This is a genomic window from Micromonospora sp. NPDC048871 (assembly GCF_043198155.1).
In the GTDB taxonomy this organism is placed as follows: Bacteria; Actinomycetota; Actinomycetes; order Mycobacteriales; family Micromonosporaceae; genus Micromonospora.
This window is the reverse complement of record NZ_JBICUM010000020.1, coordinates 50,265-65,700: the sequence shown is the minus strand read 5'-3', so window position 1 is coordinate 65,700 and position 15,436 is coordinate 50,265. Positions and strand designations below refer to the sequence as shown.

The 15,436-nt window shown below is 69.4% G+C and carries 14 protein-coding genes; 6 read left to right on the top strand and 8 right to left on the bottom strand.

The features are described 5' to 3' along the window. Positions 1–827: 827 nt before the first annotated feature. Complete coding sequence (locus ACGFIK_RS26825) at positions 828–1,430, top strand: hypothetical protein (protein ID WP_327024604.1); 603 nt, start codon at positions 828–830, stop codon at positions 1,428–1,430. Positions 1,431–1,463: 33 nt separating this feature from the next. On the opposite strand, the gene ACGFIK_RS26820 is transcribed toward ACGFIK_RS26825, so the two are convergent. The 3 genes from ACGFIK_RS26820 to ACGFIK_RS26810 all read right to left on the bottom strand — a co-directional run bounded on the left by ACGFIK_RS26820 (position 1,464) and on the right by ACGFIK_RS26810 (position 5,729). Then, the gene (locus ACGFIK_RS26820; protein WP_327024603.1) at positions 1,464–2,570 is read right to left on the bottom strand and encodes an IS110 family transposase; all 1,107 of its coding nucleotides are present in this window, start codon (positions 2,568–2,570) and stop codon (positions 1,464–1,466) included. Positions 2,571–3,194: 624 nt separating this feature from the next. Beyond that, the gene (locus ACGFIK_RS26815; RefSeq protein WP_327024602.1) at positions 3,195–3,599 is read right to left on the bottom strand and encodes a hypothetical protein; all 405 of its coding nucleotides are present in this window, start codon (positions 3,597–3,599) and stop codon (positions 3,195–3,197) included. Positions 3,600–3,638: 39 nt separating this feature from the next. Next, positions 3,639–5,729: a prolyl oligopeptidase family serine peptidase gene (locus ACGFIK_RS26810; protein ID WP_327024601.1), complete on the bottom strand. Its 2,091-nt coding sequence runs from the start codon at positions 5,727–5,729 to the stop codon at positions 3,639–3,641. A gap of 223 nt (positions 5,730–5,952) precedes the next feature. On the opposite strand from ACGFIK_RS26810, the gene ACGFIK_RS26805 reads away from it, so the two are divergent. From ACGFIK_RS26805 to ACGFIK_RS26795, 3 genes are all read left to right on the top strand, one after another. Further along, positions 5,953–6,159: a type II toxin-antitoxin system VapB family antitoxin gene (locus ACGFIK_RS26805; RefSeq protein ID WP_327024600.1), complete on the top strand. Its 207-nt coding sequence runs from the start codon at positions 5,953–5,955 to the stop codon at positions 6,157–6,159. Next, on the top strand, positions 6,156–6,575 hold the full coding sequence (locus ACGFIK_RS26800; RefSeq protein ID WP_327024599.1) for a PIN domain nuclease: 420 nt from the start codon (positions 6,156–6,158) through the stop codon (positions 6,573–6,575). The genes ACGFIK_RS26805 and ACGFIK_RS26800 overlap by 4 nt, the downstream gene beginning before the upstream one ends. Before the next feature lie 110 nt (positions 6,576–6,685). Further along, positions 6,686–7,825 carry a site-2 protease family protein gene (locus tag ACGFIK_RS26795; RefSeq protein ID WP_393341986.1) on the top strand — a complete coding sequence of 380 codons (1,140 nt, stop codon included), beginning with the start codon at positions 6,686–6,688 and terminating at the stop codon, positions 7,823–7,825. A 226-nt stretch (positions 7,826–8,051) separates the two neighbouring features. Here the strand turns inward: ACGFIK_RS26795 and ACGFIK_RS26790 are convergent, their stop codons facing one another. Beyond that, positions 8,052–9,287 carry an FAD-binding protein gene (locus ACGFIK_RS26790; RefSeq protein WP_393341984.1) on the bottom strand — a complete coding sequence of 412 codons (1,236 nt, stop codon included), beginning with the start codon at positions 9,285–9,287 and terminating at the stop codon, positions 8,052–8,054. Positions 9,288–9,346: 59 nt separating this feature from the next. Here ACGFIK_RS26790 and ACGFIK_RS26785 point away from each other — a divergent pair, with 59 nt between their 5' ends. After that, entirely contained in the window at positions 9,347–9,745 is a 399-nt protein-coding gene (locus ACGFIK_RS26785) for a hypothetical protein (protein ID WP_327024595.1), read from the top strand. A 2-nt stretch (positions 9,746–9,747) separates the two neighbouring features. On the opposite strand, the gene ACGFIK_RS26780 is transcribed toward ACGFIK_RS26785, so the two are convergent. After that, entirely contained in the window at positions 9,748–10,677 is a 930-nt protein-coding gene (locus ACGFIK_RS26780; protein WP_327024594.1) for an LLM class F420-dependent oxidoreductase, read from the bottom strand. Positions 10,678–10,990: 313 nt separating this feature from the next. Here ACGFIK_RS26780 and ACGFIK_RS26775 point away from each other — a divergent pair, with 313 nt between their 5' ends. Then, the gene (locus tag ACGFIK_RS26775) at positions 10,991–13,177 is read left to right on the top strand and encodes a carbohydrate-binding module family 20 domain-containing protein (RefSeq protein WP_393341981.1); all 2,187 of its coding nucleotides are present in this window, start codon (positions 10,991–10,993) and stop codon (positions 13,175–13,177) included. Positions 13,178–13,350: 173 nt separating this feature from the next. On the opposite strand, the gene ACGFIK_RS26770 is transcribed toward ACGFIK_RS26775, so the two are convergent. The 3 genes from ACGFIK_RS26770 to ACGFIK_RS26760 are packed head-to-tail and all read right to left on the bottom strand — an operon-like array spanning position 13,351 to position 15,322. Beyond that, positions 13,351–14,046, bottom strand: a complete 696-nt coding sequence (locus ACGFIK_RS26770) for an ABC transporter permease (RefSeq protein ID WP_327024592.1) — start codon at positions 14,044–14,046, stop codon at positions 13,351–13,353. Then, positions 14,043–14,966, bottom strand: coding sequence for an ABC transporter ATP-binding protein (locus ACGFIK_RS26765; RefSeq protein ID WP_327024591.1), 924 nt, complete (start codon positions 14,964–14,966; stop codon positions 14,043–14,045). Before ACGFIK_RS26765 ends, ACGFIK_RS26770 begins: the two co-directional genes overlap by 4 nt. Continuing rightward, positions 14,963–15,322, bottom strand: coding sequence for a GntR family transcriptional regulator (locus ACGFIK_RS26760; RefSeq protein ID WP_327024590.1), 360 nt, complete (start codon positions 15,320–15,322; stop codon positions 14,963–14,965). Before ACGFIK_RS26760 ends, ACGFIK_RS26765 begins: the two co-directional genes overlap by 4 nt. Between the last annotated feature and the right edge of the window lie 114 nt (positions 15,323–15,436).

Genomic DNA, 15,436 nt, shown 5'->3' with positions numbered 1-15,436 from the left:
CGCCGAACACGAGGCCCTACACGCGATGACCCACCCGGTCACCGCACCCCTGAAAACCAGCTAACCAACTGTCCATCAAACCCGGGGCTTGACAGTCCGAAGGTCCGGCACGGAGATCGACTGGAATCACCCCTTCCCACCTATGTCGCCTACATCCACCGCCCTGCACGCTCTATGGACGTAAACCTCAGGGCAACTCGGGCACGCTCCGCATCAGGGTCAGGGCGGAGCGGTCGGAGCTGAGCGCGGCCGCTGGCCAGCCAGTTCTAGCGGCAGAGGCCGGGTGAGGTGGGTTGCCTACGTGGGCGGAGCAGGCTTGCCGGTGCGGCACGCCGCCGCGAGCAATTGGATCGTTCCATGGACCCTCGCACCGTAACTACGTGCGACTTTGGTGGCCTGCCGATCGTCGGTGATGGCGATGCCCTGCCGCATCTCGGCAGCGGCCAGGACGGACGCCTCGCCCCAGGTTGCGCTCATCGCCACCATGCCTCCCGGCCCAGGTCGCGAAGCACCTGATCTCGGAAAGAGCGGCCAACTGGGCTTTGTCGAGTCAGGTCGCCTCGTGTCGGCGTACGAGTTGCAGTGCAGGGCCGCGTACGCCGCCGAGTAAGCAGCGGCCATCGGCAAGTTCAGCGGCGAGCTGATGGTCGAGCCACCCGCGCACAGAAATCATGAACTACACACAGTGACGTTCGCCGAGCACCGGTGGTGTCCGACTTTGCCGATGTGCGTGTGTTCACGGTGAGGGCTGTCTCGTCCTGCGTTATGGTTCGTCCGGGTACCGAAACGTGGTCGTGCCGTCCCATGGAGAGCGCCATCATTGCTTGGTGACCAGCTTTCCTGCGCAGGCGCGCCGCGTCCGCGACAGCACGCTCCCTCCGCAGCGCAGGCTTTACGCATTGCGGGAGTGCGCTCTGCACTGCGCCCCGTACGGATTCCGCGCCACCTGGCACCACCTGGTCGTCGCCGCCCGTATCCCACGCAGTCTCACCGACGATCTCGACGCGCTCGTGCGTGCCGCTGACGAACTGCAGCGCACACGCGACGTGGTCGTGCCGCGTGCGCAGGAGTACGCCGCCCTGCGGCGTCGAGAGAAAGCCACTGGCAGGCGACTCCCACGGACGCCGACACCCTGGAACTCGTGGGGCTGGTCCCAGATCGCCTACTGCCCCGACCCTGAGCATCACCCGACGGGACCTCTCGCCACGGTCGTCCAAGCGGTCCTCGATCGCCACGACGCCGGAATCAGCATCGACAGGCACTGCCTGGCATGCGGCGCCGAAAGGCGCCGCCCGGGCCGCGCATGCCCGACCTGTGGCGTCCATCCGGACGGCCCCGCCGCACGCTGGCGTGCCTCCGCCACTGAGGAACGCTGGCAAGGAATCTGGCACCGTGAGCTGGACGACCAGCCGACGCCGCTCGTCCCCTGAGTTCGAGGTGCCCGGATCTGGCTCCCCTCTGTGTCAAGACACCGCCGAGAGGAGAGTTCTATGCTGGGTTTCGGCGGGTCTGGGAAGTGACTTCTCCGAAGAGCTGGCTTGGGGATGAGAGTCGGTCACGCTGGAGTCGGTAGTCGTTCCCCGTTGTCCTCCCGGGCCCGCCGCCGTGGCTACCGCGTCGCTGATCATGGTTCGGTAGACGATGTCGGACAGGCGTCGTTTCAGGGCGCGCATGGCTTCCATCGAGGTCTTGCCGGCGGCTTTCTTCCGGTCGAAGTAGGCGCGGCCTTCGGTGGGGTTGCGCAGCTGGACGGTGGCCATGATGTGCAGCACCCGGTTGATCTGCCGGTTCCCGGCACGGGACAGCCGGTGGCGTACCTGCTCGCCGGAGGAGGCGTCGATGGGGGCGGTGCCGTTCCAGGAGGCGAAGTGAGCCCGGTCGGGGAACCGGGTGATGTCGGCGACCTCGACCAGCAGCCGGGCGGCGCCGGAGGGTCCGATGCCGTGCAGGTCCATCAACGTGGTGCCGGTGGAAGCGACCAGCTCCTTCAGTTCCTTGTCGGCTTCCTTGGAGCGTCGGTAGATCCGTTCGAGGTCGGCGATCAGCTCCGCGGCGACCCGCCGTCGGGCCTTGCCGACCGCGTCGCGGGGCCGGACCGTGGCCAGCAGTGTCTTGGCCTGGGCGGCGGACAGACTCTTCTTCGCCCCACCCGGGATCAGCTCCAGCAGCAGTTGGTGCAGCTGGGACACCATCCGGGTGTGGTCGACACCGAGGCAACGGCGCCGGTCGACCAGGATCCGCAGCAAGGCAAGCTGCTCGTCGTTGACCACCGGGCGTAGTCCGGTCATGCGGGTGCCGACCAGCGCGATGGAGTGGGCGTCGGTGGCGTCGGTCTTGCGGCCCTGCCCGGTGGCGAACACCCGCGCCCTGGCGGACAGCTTCGGTGGAACGTCGACGACCTGCTCGCCGTCGGCCAGCAGCCGGTTGGCGATGTGCCGGCCGATGCCCTGACAGCCCTCGATCGCCCACACCCGGTGCGGCCACCGACCGGCGTACTTTCGCATCGCCGTGTAGCCGTCGCGGTCGGTGTCGAACCGGCCGCCGCCGACGACGGTCTCGTCGCCAGCCATGACCTCGATCGTTGCCGAACGCTTGTGCGGGTCCATCCCGATGACCACACGATTCGGTGTGACAGTCAACGTGTCCTCCGATGCTCGATCCACCTGGGTTGTCGAGCCGGGAGGGCAACGCTACTTCGAGCCGAGCAAACCCCTCTTGAGCCTCTCCCCGCCCTGGGGCGACGCCCGGGCCGCGCAGGCCAAACGAGAGCCACACGACCAGCGTGGGCAGCCGCAATGAGAGCGGCAACCCGGGCGCCTCGACCGAAGCCTGGCCGGGCAACGGTCGCAGGTCAATGAAACAAGTAAGCCGCGATCCGGGCGCTAGCCCACGTCCACCGATTACTCATCGTGAGTCGCGGACCTGGGTCGTCGGGCCGGCCGCCATCGCAGCGTCTCGATGCTTCGCGCCCCAACCTCTGCACATCTGGCGTACCCGACTTTGCACCGGAATCCGTACGCCGACACCTCGCACGTCGCGAGCAGCTCTGGAGGAACGGCTGCACCCTCCCGCAGCTCTTCCATGACCACCTGCGTTGTCCAGCAGTCCGCGCCTATCAACAGGTCTTGCAGGACGTCCAACCGGTCAGCAAGGGTGAATCGTGTCGAGGACGAAGACGGGCTGTGGTGAACCGCTCACGGGGGAAGCTCCGTGTCGTTCTCCTCCGGTAGGTCCGCGTCGGTGATCTGGCCGTACATCATTTCGACGGCCCTGGCCCGGGTGATCCGGTTGCCCCGCCACGCCTTGATGACGGCATGTGCGTAGCCTGGCGGCACCCGCACGGCCATCAGGTCGGGTTCGGGTGCCCAGCCAAGCGCCTCCATGAATTCCGCGCGGATAGGTCGCGGAGAACTCCACGCACTGCGCGTCGCGGCATCGATGATCTGGGCCTGCTCCGCCTGCCGCAACGCCAGCATCCAGGAGGTGCGGTATCGCGCGGCGTAGCTGATCAGCATCTCTCGGGTCACCGGCCCGGCGGCTTGGGCACGAGCTATCGCGTCGATCGGCAGCAGTAGTTCGCCGGCGAAGGCGTCGATCACCAATTCGACTTAGGGCCAACACGATGCGAAGTTGGCACGTCACGGCAGCTCGGGCACTCGGTCCGCGGGCGGGGTGTGCTGGCCTGGTACGACCGCACGCGGGTGGGAAAGCCTCTGCCAGAAGAACTCCAGCGCCAGCGCCTTGATGAAGGCGCGCTGCTCGTTGTTGGCTGCCGCGCCGTGCCCGCCCTCGATGTTCTCGTAGTAGGTGACATCGTGGCCGTACTCGCGAAGCAGGGCGGTCATCTTGCGAGCGTGGCCGGGGTGCACCCGGTCGTCGCGGGTGGAGGTGACGAACAGGACCGGCGGGTAGCGGACCCCTTCGCGAACATTGTGGTACGGCGAGTATTCCCGCAGGTAGGCCCAGTCCTCGGGGGCATCTGGGTCGCCGTACTCGGCCATCCAGGAGGCACCGGCCAGCAGCCGGTGGTAGCGCCGCATGTCCAGCAGTGGGACGTGCGCGACGACGGCGCCGACCAGCGCCGGATACCGGGTCAGCATCGCCCCCATCAGAAGGCCGCCGTTGCTGCCGCCCTCGATGCCCAACTGTTCCGGCGTGGTGATGCCCCGCTCGGCCAGGTCACCGGCCACCGCCGCGAAGTCCTCGAACGCCCGGGGCCGGTTCTCCCGCAACGCCGCCCGGTGCCACCGCGGTCCGTACTCGCCGCCGCCCCGGATGTTCGCGACCACGTACGTGCCGCCCCGGGCCAGCCAGCCCCGGCCGATGAGCCCGGAGTAGCCGGGGGTCTTCGAGATCTCGAAGCCGCCGTACCCGGTCAGCAGCGTCGGTCCGGCGGGCGCGGCCGGATCCCCGACCACGAAGTACGGCACCCGGGTGCCGTCGGCGGAGGTGGCGAAGAACTGTCGTACGGTCAGGCCCTCGGTGTCGAAGAACGCCGGTGCCCGTTTGAGGGTTTCTACGGTGCCGCCGATCCGCCCGAGCCGCAGCGTCGCCGGCTGGAGGAAGCCCTCCGAGGCGACCAGGTAGGCGTCCCCGAGGTCCGGGTCGGTCTCGACGAGGTAGCCCTCTTCGTCGGCCGGTACTCCCGGCAGTGGTGCCCGCCGCCACTCACCCTCACCTGGGGTGAGCACCCCCAGTGTGCTGCGTACGTCGGTGAGGGTGGTCAGGATCAGGTGGTGGCGGGTCCAGGTGTAACCACTCAGCGCCGTACGGTCGTCGGGCTGGAACAGCACCGTCAGGTCCCGGCTGCCAGCGAGGTAGGCGTCGAACCGGGTCGCCAGCAGGGCACCCGCCGAGTAGGTCGACTCGCCCACCTGCCACGGCGTACGCGGCCGAATCACCAACCATTCCCGGTGTACGTCCCAGCCGGCGTCCTCGGGCACCTTGATCCGAACCCGTTCGCCCGCCCCGGTCAGCAGGAAACTCTCCGAGCGGAAGAAGTCCAGGCGGCGACGGACGAAGTCGCGCGCGAAACCGGGCGTGGGGTCGCGCCAGCCGTACGCGCTGACATCCTCGTGGGACACCTCGTACACGACTTCGGCCTCGGCCAGTGGCGTGCCGCGTCGCCACCGCCGCACCTGTCGGGGATAGCCGGATTCGGTCAACGACCCCGGTCCGAGGTCGGTGCCGACGTAGACGTGGTCGGCGTCGATCCAGCCGACATCGGTCTTGGCCTCGGCGACGGTGAAACCGTCGGCCACGAAGGCCCGGTCGACGAGGTCGTACTCGCGCACCACCACCGCGTCCGCGCCCCCGCGGGACAGGCTGATCAGGCAACGCCGGTGCTCGGGCGGCAGCGTCGTCGCGCCGCCCCAGACCCAGTTCTCGCCCTCCCGCCCGGCCAGCTCATCGAGGTCGAGCAGGACATCCCACTCCGGCTCGGCACGGCGGTACTCCTCGAGGGTCGTCCGCCGCCAGAGCCCGCGCGGATGCGCCACGTCCTGCCAGAAGTCGTAGTAGAAGTGGTCTCCGAGCCAGCCCGGATAGGGGATGCGGTCGTCCGAGTCGAGAATCTGCCGGATCTCGGCCTGCCGCGCGGCGAATGCCGGGCCGTCGGTCAGCGCCGCGACAGCCTCCGCGTTGCGTTCCCTCACCCACCGGACGGCCTCCGCGCCATCGATGTCCTCAAGCCAGTGGTATGGGTCTGCGCCCGACGAGTCTTCACCCATCCACCGACTCCTTCACCACTGACGACGACCATCGCCGCAGTACACAAAGTACAGTCCCCACTACCGAAGGCTGAGACCAACCACATGGGCATATCTGGCGGAATTTTGCGTACGCCCGGCTCTTCTCACCCGCAACCGCGCAGATCGCTGGACAGCCATTAGATATCAAGATCACGGCAAGTTGATATCATCGCGTGAGCGCCGCACTGAGCTGGAGGAACTCGTGTCCAGGACGATCCTCGACGTCGATGACGAACTGCTTGCCGAAGCCGCCAAGATCTTCGGCACGACCACGAAGAAGGCGACCGTCAACGCGGCCCTGAAGGCCGCCGTCGATCGGGAGAAAAGGCGTGAGTTCGCCGACTGGCTCAAGAGCGGCGGTCTGCCGGACCTCACCGGCCACCCCGACTCGACGCCGGATGCTGCATGAGTCGAGAGCTGTACCTGCTCGACAAGTCCGCGCTTGCCCGCTGGCCCAAGCCGGCCGTCGCGCCGGTGCTCGATGAGTTGTCCGAGCGCGGACTGTTGGCGGTGTGTGGCGCGATCGAGATCGAGGTGATTCAGAGCGCACGGACGGTCAAGGAAGCTCAGCGGGCGCGCTGGCTGCTCGGTGGCTTCCACTGGCTTGCCACGCCGGACGAGGTCTGGGACCGAGCGGTCGAAGTCCAGCTCCAGGCACTGCACAAGGGCAATCACCGGGCCCTCCCGATGGCTGATCTGGTGATCGGCGCGACCGCAGAGCGGCACGGTGCCACCGTGCTGCACTACGACGGCGACTACGACATGATCACCGCGATCACCGGCCAGCCCACCACCTGGGTCGTCCCGGCCGGGACCGCCGACTGACCATCGGAGCTGGTCGAGCAGCGGAGGCGAAACGCCATCGATCGCTGCGGTGAGCAGGTCGCCCACCCGACGTACGGCATGGGTTTAGCCTCCGGGGGTATCACCCAGGCATGAGGGCGAGTTTCGGGCTCGGTCGGATCGCGGGCGTACCGGTCGGCGTGAACTGGAGTGTCCTGTTCATCTTCGCGCTGATCTGGTGGGGGTTGTCGGCGAACCTGTTCCCGGTGTCGTACCCGGGCCGCTCGGCGCTCGCGTACGTCTTCGCGGGTCTGGCGGCGGCGGTGGTCTTCTTCCTGGGCCTGCTCGCCCACGAGGTGTCCCACGCGGTGGTGGCCAAGCGCAACGGGCTGGACGTGCAGGGGATCACCCTGTGGCTCTTCGGTGGGGTCGCCGAACTACGGGGCGAGGCCCGTACCCCGGGTGCGGAGCTGCGCATCGCCGGAGTCGGACCGCTGGTCAGCCTGATCATCGGGGCGTTCTTCGGGGTGATCGCGATGGTCCTCGGGGTGGCGGGGGTGCACGGGCTGCTGCTGGGCGCGATGGCCTGGCTCGCCGGCATCAACCTGCTGCTGGCGCTGTTCAACATCCTGCCGGCGGCGCCGCTGGACGGCGGGCGGTTGCTGCGCGCGGCGGTGTGGAAGGCCACCGGGGACCGGACCCGCGCCTCGGTGGTGGCGGCCCGGGCGGGTTGGGTGCTCGGCGTACTGCTGATCGGGCTGGGGTTGTTCCGGTTCCTCACCGGCGCCGGTTTCGGTGGGCTCTGGTTGGCGTTGATCGGCTGGTTCCTGATCGGCGCGGCCGGCATGGAGGAACGGCAGGCCCGGGTGGGTGACGCGCTGCGTGGGGTACGGGTGGGCGAGGTGATGACCCCGCAGCCGCAGACCGCCTCGGGTGAACTGACCGTGGCGGACTTCGTCGACAACTACCTGTTCGCGTACCGGCACACCGCGCTGCCGTTGACCGAGGACGGGCGGCCGATCGGCCTGGTCACCCTGGACCGGGTCCGCGGCGTGCCGGGCGACCAGCGCGGCAGCACCACCCTGGCGGCGGTGGCCTGCCGGGCCGATGACTTGGTCCTCGCCTCCCCCGACGAGCAACTCACCGACCTGCTGCCCCGCCTGAGCGAGTGCGCCGACGGCCGAGCCCTGGTGGTCGTCGAGGGCCAACTGGTCGGCATCGTCTCCCCCAGCGACATCAGCCGCGCCGTCCAACGCGGCCACCTCCGCGACCAGGTCACCGCCGGCCACTGACCCCACCCCCTGGCACCGCCCACAGCACCGCACGCCCACCGCACCGCACGCCCACCGCACGCCCACAGCACCGTCGATCTTGCACTTTTTGTCGGTGCAAATGCCATGAAACGGGCGTATCGGCGACCAAAAGTGCAAGATCGACGCGGCGGGGCGGGGCGGGGCGAGGGCGGGGCGGGGGCGGGGGCGGGGGCGGGGAGCGAGGGGCGGGAGGGAGGGGTGAGGGTCAGCGGGGGAAGAGGGGGTTGAGGGCGGAGGTGTGGAACTTGGCGGTGGGGTCGAGGTGGTGCAGCAGGGCGGCGAAGTCGGGCCAGCGGGGGTAGGTGGCGGCGATGTCCTCGGGGGCGGTGGTGAAGACCTTGCCCCAGTGCGGGCGGGGCGCGAAGGGGGCCAGGGCCCGTTCCACCTCGGCGACCACCGGCAGCACCTGTGCGGTGTCCGCGATCCAGGTGAAGTGCACCGCCAGGCTGTCGCGGTCGTACTGCGGGCTTAGCCACAGGGTGTCGGCGGCGATGGTGCGCAGTTCGCTGATCTGCAACACCGGGGCGATCAGGGGTGCCACCTCGTCCAGGGCGGCCAGGGCCTCGGCGGCGCAGGCCCGGGGCAGGTGGTACTCGGATTGCAGCTCCTCGCCGCTGCTGGGGGTGAAGCCGAGCCGGAAGTGCGGCAGCCGCTCGTGCCAGGGCCCGACCGCGCCGAGCTGCTCGGTGCAGTTGGCCGGGGGCATCCCGGGCACCGGATGCCAGGGCCGGTCGGCCGCCGTGGTGCCGAGCCAGCCCGCCGGGGGCGCGGGGGCCTCCGCCAGCTGCTTGCGCCAGACCTGGGTGCCGCGGGTCGAGCGCCAGTCGGTGAAGACACTGACGCTGTACGCGGACCCGAGCGCCTCGTCCAAGGCCGCGCGAGGCAGGTCGAGGTGGACGTACTGGCGCAGGTCGAAGGTGGGCAGCACGTCCAGGGTGACCCGGGTGACGATGCCCAGGGCGCCGAGGGAGACCACCATCGCGGCGAAGTCGTCGCTGCCCCGGTGCACGGTACGCAGTTCGCCGGTGGCGGTGACCAGTTCCAGGGCGGCTACCGCGGTGGCCAGGTTGCCGATGCGCTCGCCGGAGCCGTGGGTGCCGGTGGCCACCGCACCGGCCACCGAGATGTGCGGCAGGGAGGCCAGGTTGGCCAGGGCGTACCCCCGCTCGTGCAGCCAGGTGGCCAGGTCGCCGTAGCGCATCGCGGCCGGGACCTCGACGGTGGCGCGTTCCTCGTCCAGGTGCACGGTCTGCGGCAGTCCGGCCAGGGTGACCAGGTCTCCGGTGGTGTCACCGAGCCGGTTGAAGGAGTGTCCGCTGCCCACCGCCCGGATCCGGTCGCTGCCGGCCACCAGGGCCGCCAGTTCCTCGACCGAGGTGGGCCGGTGGTAGGCCCGGGCGGAGTACTGGATGTTGCCGGCCCAGTTGCGGTGCGTCGGCACTGCGCCCCCCTTCGCCGCGCCGACGGTTACCGCCGGCTTCGTCGGGGAACCCTACGCCGATGAGCAGCTACCGTGATCCCGCCCCCAGGGGCGATGTGTACCCCTCCGAGGAGGAGATCGATCCGGGCGGCAGCGGGGTCGAGCCGGCCAGCGGCCCGACCGGGGCGTACGCCTCGGTGGAGGCTAGCCAGCCGGGCCCGCAGCCGAACCCGACGCCCGCACCGGCGCCGACGCCGGTGCCGACCCCCGGGCCGCCGCCCCGCCTTCCGGGCGGCGGCCGGTCGATCGTCAGTCGACATCTGGACGGCTCCGTGCAGGTCGTCACCGATGTCGACGGCGACGGGGTGGCCGATGTGGTGCAGTTCGACCTCGACGGTGACGGGGTACCGGACGTCACCTACCTGGACAGTGATCGGGACGGTCGGCTGGACACCGTGCTGCGCTCGTCGTCGCGCTGAGTTCAGAGCTGGGGCATCACCTCGGCGGCGACCAGGTCCAGGTGGTCCAGGTCGCCCAGGTCCAGCACCTGGAGGTAGATGCGCTGGCTACCGACGGCGGCGTACTGGCCGATCTTGTCGACGACCTCGGCGGGGGTGCCGGCCAGGCCGTTCTCGCGCAGCTCGTCCGGCTCCCGGCCGATGGCGGCGGCCCGGCGGGCCACCTCGGCCTCGTCCTTGCCGCAGCACAGCACCAGCGCGTTGGACCAGACCAGCTCGGTCGGGTCCCGGTCGATGCCCTGGCAGGCGGCCCGGACCCGCTCGAACTGGGCCTCGGTGTCGGCGATCGAGACGAACGGCAGATTGAACTCGTCGGCGTAGCGGGCGGCCAGTCGGGGGGTACGCTTCGCGCCCTTGCCGCCGAGCAGGATCGGCGGGTGTGGCTGCTGCACCGGCTTGGGCAGCGCGGGTGAGTCGCTGACCTGGTAGTGGCGGCCGGTGTAGTCGAAGGTCTGACCGGAGGGGGTCCGCCACATCCCGGTGATGATCGCCAGCTGCTCCTCCAGCCGGTCGAACCGCTCCCCCAGGGCCGGGAAGGGCATGCCGTACGCGCTGTGTTCGGCGTCGTACCAGCCGGTGCCGATGCCCAGCTCTACCCGTCCCCCGCTCATCTGGTCGACCTGCGCGACCGTGATCGCCAGCGGACCGGGGAACCGGAAGGTCGCCGCGGTCATCAGGGTGCCGAGCCGGATGGACCGGGTGTCGCGGGCCAGCCCGGCCAGGGTCGTCCAGGCGTCCGTGGGGCCGGGATCGCCACTGACCGACCCCATCTTCAGGTAGTGGTCCGAGCGGAAGAAGGCGCCGAAGCCGGTCTCCTCGGCACGCCGGGCCACGGCGAGCAGGTCGTCATAGGTAGCCCCCTGCTGGGGCTCGGTGAAGATCCGCAGTTCCATGAGGTCGAGCATAGAAAGCCCACGGCCCCACCACCCCGACTTGTGCCGGCGGTGTGGGCCCATCTGGGTTCGGGCACGGCGGGTCGCCGCTCCCGGGGTGAGTCTCCGGTTGTTCCGAGCGAAGTGGACGCAAATCTTTGCAGTGATTGCAGCGGTCCGCAAGGGCTTGTTCCCCATACGAACGACTTGTGAATCAGAGGTTCCCAAGCATCGATGGCCCTGTTACGGTCACGCATCACCGCAAGTTCTTGCATAACTTGCAGGAAACCCTGGTCATCACCACCTCTGCCTGACCGTCCCCCGAGGAGGGCCCGTGCGAGTTCCCCGTCCCCGCGCCGCGATACCCGCGGCCCTGGCCGCGACACTTGTCGCGGCCGGTCTAGCCGTCGCCGCCGCCGGCACCGCCCCCGCCAGCGCAGCCGAGGTACGCGCCAACGGCGACGCCATCGTCCACCTGTTCCAGTGGCGGTGGGACTCCGTCGCCGAGGAGTGCGAGTCGAATCTCGGCCCCAACGGTTGGGGTGGCGTGCAGGTCTCCCCGCCCCAGGAACACGTGGTGCTGCCCAGCGCCGAGGGCGCCACCTACCCGTGGTGGCAGGACTACCAGCCGGTGTCGTACCGGCTGGACGCCACCCGGCGCGGCACCAAGGCCCAGTTCGTCGACATGGTCGAGCGCTGCCGCGCCCAGGGCGTGAAGATCTACGTGGACATGGTGCTCAACCACATGAGCGGCACCGGCTCGACCAACAGCGGCCCCGGCAGCGCCGGCACGGTCTACGGCAAGTACAGCTACCCGAACCTGTTCAACGACGGTTCCGGGGACAGCTACGGCTACGCCGACTTCGGGCCCTGCTATCGCAGGATCAACAACTGGGGCAACAAGCAGGAGGTCCAGGACTGCGAGCTGCTCGACCTGGCCGACCTCAACACCGCCGACCCGGAGGTCCGGCGGAAGATCGCCAAGTACATGAACGCGGTGATCGACCTGGGGGTGGCCGGGTTCCGGGTGGACGCGGCCAAGCACGTCCAGGAGTCGCACCTGGCCGACATCATCAACCGGCTGCGTGACGTGCCCGGCTTCGGCGGCCGTCCGGACCTGTTCCACGAGGTGTACGGCGACGGCACGATCCCCTACACCGCGTACGCCCCGTACGGCGGGGTGACCAACTTCGACTACCAGCGGGCGGTCTCGTCGGCCTTCCGGGACGGCAACATCGCGCAGTTGGGCAACCTGCCCGACTACGGTGGTCTGACCGGGCAGCAGGCCGTGGTGTTCATCGACAACCATGACACCCAGCGGGAGAACCCGACCCTCACCTACAAGAACGGCGCCCGCTACTACCTGGCGGACACCTTCATGATGGCCCACCCGTACGGCCGACCCCAGCTGATGTCGAGCTACGCCTTCGGCTCGGTGCACGGGCAGGGCCCGCCGAGCAGTTCCAACGGCACCACCCTGGCCACGGACTGCACCAGCAGCGCCTGGATCTGCGAGCACCGCGACGCCGGGGTGGCCGGCATGCCGGGCTTCCGCAACGCGGTCGCCGGCACCGGCATCGGCTCGGTGGTCACCGACGGCAACGGCCGGCTGGCCTTCGCCCGGGGCAACCGGGGGTACGCCGCCTTCAACGCCACCGGCAGCACCTGGAGCCGCAGCTTCAGCACCTCCCTGCCGGACGGCCGGTACTGCAACGTGGGTAGGGGCGCGTACGACCGGTCCACCGGGGCCTGTCCGGGCGGCGCGGTGACCGTCTCCGGTGGCAGCTTCACCGCCGCCATCCTGGCGGATCAGGCGGTGGCCCTGCACGTCGAGGCCCGCCTGGACGGCCCGACCCCGACGGCCACTCCGACGGTCACTCCCACCACTTCCCCGACCGTTTCCCCGACCCCGACGGCCAGCCCCTCGCAGCCGGCCGGGTCGACCCGGTTCACCGCCACGGTCACCACCAACCCGGGCCAGGAGGTGTACGTCGTCGGGTCGGTCCCGCAGCTGGGTTCCTGGAACCCGGCCAACGGGGTGAAGCTGTCCACCACCTCGGGCAGCTACCCGACCTGGAGCGGGTCGGTCGACCTCCCGGCCGGTACCGCCTTCGAGTGGAAGCTGGTCAAGGTCGGCAACGGTGGCGTGCAGTGGGAGAACGACCCCAACCGCACCGGCACCGGCGGGCAGGCCTTCTCGGTGAGCTGGAACCAACCGGCCGCCAGCCCGCCCAGCCAGGCCACGGTCTCCTTCCAGGCCACCGCCACCACCGTGCTGGGTCAGCACCTCTACGTCGTCGGGGACCTGCCCGCCCTGGGTGGCTGGGATCCGGCCAAGGGGGTCCGGCTCTCGCCCTCGGCGTACCCGGTCTGGACCGGGCAGCTGACCCTGCCGGCGGGTACCGCCTTCTCCTACAAGTACGTCAAGCGCACCGACTCCGGGCAGGTGATCTGGGAGTCGGGTGCCGATCGCACCGCCACCGCGTCCGGCTCGCTCAGCCTGACGGACACCTGGCGCTGACCGCACCCACCGCGCGGCCCCTCCCGAAACCCGATCGGGAGGGGCCGCCCCCGTTGCCCACGGTGAGCCGTCGCGTCCTCCGGTGCACAGCCGGTCGTCGTGTTCAACCGGTCGTGCTGTTAAAAGGGGGCCCCTGCTCTACCGCAGGCGTTAACAAGGGGCCCTTTCTTTCGTCAGGGGGTGGCGCGGCGGATGATCAGGTAGCTGATCACGGCCAGGGGCAGGGTCAGCAGGGCCGGCCAGCCGACCAGGAGGGCGGCACCGGACTGGTCGGCGAACCAGCCGCCGATCGCCGACCACCAGCCCTGCCAGGTGACCAGCACCGCGGCGCCACCGAGACCCACCAGGGTCGCCGCCGACAGGGTGAGCATCCCGTTCATCCCCCAGCGCTTGAAAACCACGGCGATGGCGATGCCGAGGAAACCGAGCAGCAGGAAGGGGATGGCGAAGCCGAGGTACCGCAGGATCGGGTTGTCGACCATCAGGAAGGGAATGCCGAAGAAGCGCAGGTTCACTCCCCAGCCGTCGGTGGCCTCCTCGATCACGGCCAGCAGGTAGAGCACCCCCGCATAGACGACGGCCTGCGCGACGAAGTGGAGCACGTTGCCGAGGTAGAAGCTGCGGCGGGAGACACCCAGCCCCATGGCGAACGGGAAGTCCATGGTGATCGCACTGATGCTGGCCACGAACATCACCACGTAGATGCTCATCGAGCCGCCGGTGATGGGCTCGAAGTCCTCCTTCTCACCGATGGCACTGAACAGGGCCAGGTTGATCAGGAAGCTGAGGGCGAGGATCCCCCACGGCCAGCCGACCACGGTGCGCCAGGCCACGAACTGCATCCGGGCGACGGTCAGGGTGCGGTTCATCCGACGACCTCCTTGTCGGCCGTGACGACACTGCCGGCGTCTGCTGCGGAGTGTGTCGAGGTGGTCAGGCGTACGACGATGTCTTGCAGGGAAGAGGCGGTCAGGTCCACTCCGGCGGCACGGGCCCGGTCGCGCTCGGCCGGCCCGAACTCACCGCGTACGGTGGCCCGCACCGTCGCACCGAGGCGTACCCGGTGCAGTTCGGTGCCGCCGCGGGCGAACTCGTCGACCGCGTCGGCCGGCCCGGAGGCGATGACCACCTGGCCGCGCAGTTCGTCGGTCTCGGCGTCCAGCAGCAGGCGCCCCTGGTCGATCAGCAGGACGTGCTCGATCAGGTCGCTGACCTCGTCGATCAGGTGGGTCGAGAGCACGATGGTGCGCGGGTGCTCGGCGAAGTCGGCCAGCAGCCGGTCGTAGAAGATCTGCCGGGCCACCGCGTCCAGGCCCAGGTAGGGCTCGTCGAAGAAGGTCAAGGGGGCCCGGGCGGCCAGCCCGACGACGATGCCCAGGGAGGAGAGCATTCCCCGCGACAGCTTGCGGACGTTGCGCTGCAGCGGCAGCCGGAAGTCCTCGACCAACTGCTGGGCGTACTCCTCGTCCCAGTTGGGATGGACCAGGGCGGCGGCCCGGAGTACGTGCTTGACGGCCAGGTTCGAGGGGTAGGTCTGGCTCTCCTTGATGAAGGAGATCCGGGAGAGCACCCGCTCGTTCTCGTAGGGGTGCTCCCCGAAGACCGCGATCTTCCCGCTGGTGGCGAAGATCTGGGCGGTGAGGAGCTGCATCAGGGTCGTCTTGCCGGCACCGTTGCGCCCCAGCAGGCCGTAGATGCGGTTCTCCGCCAGCGTGAAGCTGACCCGGTCCAGCGCGACGACCTCGCCGTACCGTTTGGTGAGGTCGGTGACGGTGACCACCGGGTTCATCGGGTCTCCTCCCAGGTATCGATCATGTTCTTGAGTTCGGCCGGATCGATGCCGAGCTTGCGTGCCTCGGTCACCAGCGGTTGCACGTACTGCCGGGCGAACTCGTCACGGCGCCGGGCGCGCAGCTTGGCGCGGGCGCCGGAGGAGACGAACATCCCGATTCCTCGTTTCTTGTAGAGCGTTCCGTCGTCGACCAGCTTGTTGACGCCCTTGGCGGCGGTCGCGGGGTTGATCCGGTGGAAGGCCGCCAACTCGTTCGTCGAGGGCACCTGGCTCTCCTCGGCCAGGGTCCCGTCCAGGATCGAGTTCTCCAGCAGCTCCGCGATCTGCTGGAAGATCGGCCGGCCGTCCTCCATCACTCCCCCGCCACACCATGTTGGTTGGCTGGTTCATTACTCATGTAACTAACCATGCAACCAAGGAGGCTCAATGTCAAGGTCGCCCGCCGGTGCAGAACCGGCGGGCGACCG

Coding starts and splice junctions, on each gene's coding strand:
- ACGFIK_RS26770 (WP_327024592.1), bottom strand. CDS start 14,046: ATGAACCGCACCCTGACCGTCGCCCGGATGCAGTTCGTGGCCTGGCGC.
- ACGFIK_RS26780 (WP_327024594.1), bottom strand. CDS start 10,677: ATGGAACTGCGGATCTTCACCGAGCCCCAGCAGGGGGCTACCTATGAC.
- ACGFIK_RS26795 (WP_393341986.1), top strand. CDS start 6,686: ATGAGGGCGAGTTTCGGGCTCGGTCGGATCGCGGGCGTACCGGTCGGC.
- ACGFIK_RS26810 (WP_327024601.1), bottom strand. CDS start 5,729: ATGGGTGAAGACTCGTCGGGCGCAGACCCATACCACTGGCTTGAGGAC.
- ACGFIK_RS26785 (WP_327024595.1), top strand. CDS start 9,347: ATGAGCAGCTACCGTGATCCCGCCCCCAGGGGCGATGTGTACCCCTCC.
- ACGFIK_RS26765 (WP_327024591.1), bottom strand. CDS start 14,966: ATGAACCCGGTGGTCACCGTCACCGACCTCACCAAACGGTACGGCGAG.
- ACGFIK_RS26820 (WP_327024603.1), bottom strand. CDS start 2,570: ATGGCTGGCGACGAGACCGTCGTCGGCGGCGGCCGGTTCGACACCGAC.
- ACGFIK_RS26800 (WP_327024599.1), top strand. CDS start 6,156: ATGAGTCGAGAGCTGTACCTGCTCGACAAGTCCGCGCTTGCCCGCTGG.
- ACGFIK_RS26760 (WP_327024590.1), bottom strand. CDS start 15,322: ATGGAGGACGGCCGGCCGATCTTCCAGCAGATCGCGGAGCTGCTGGAG.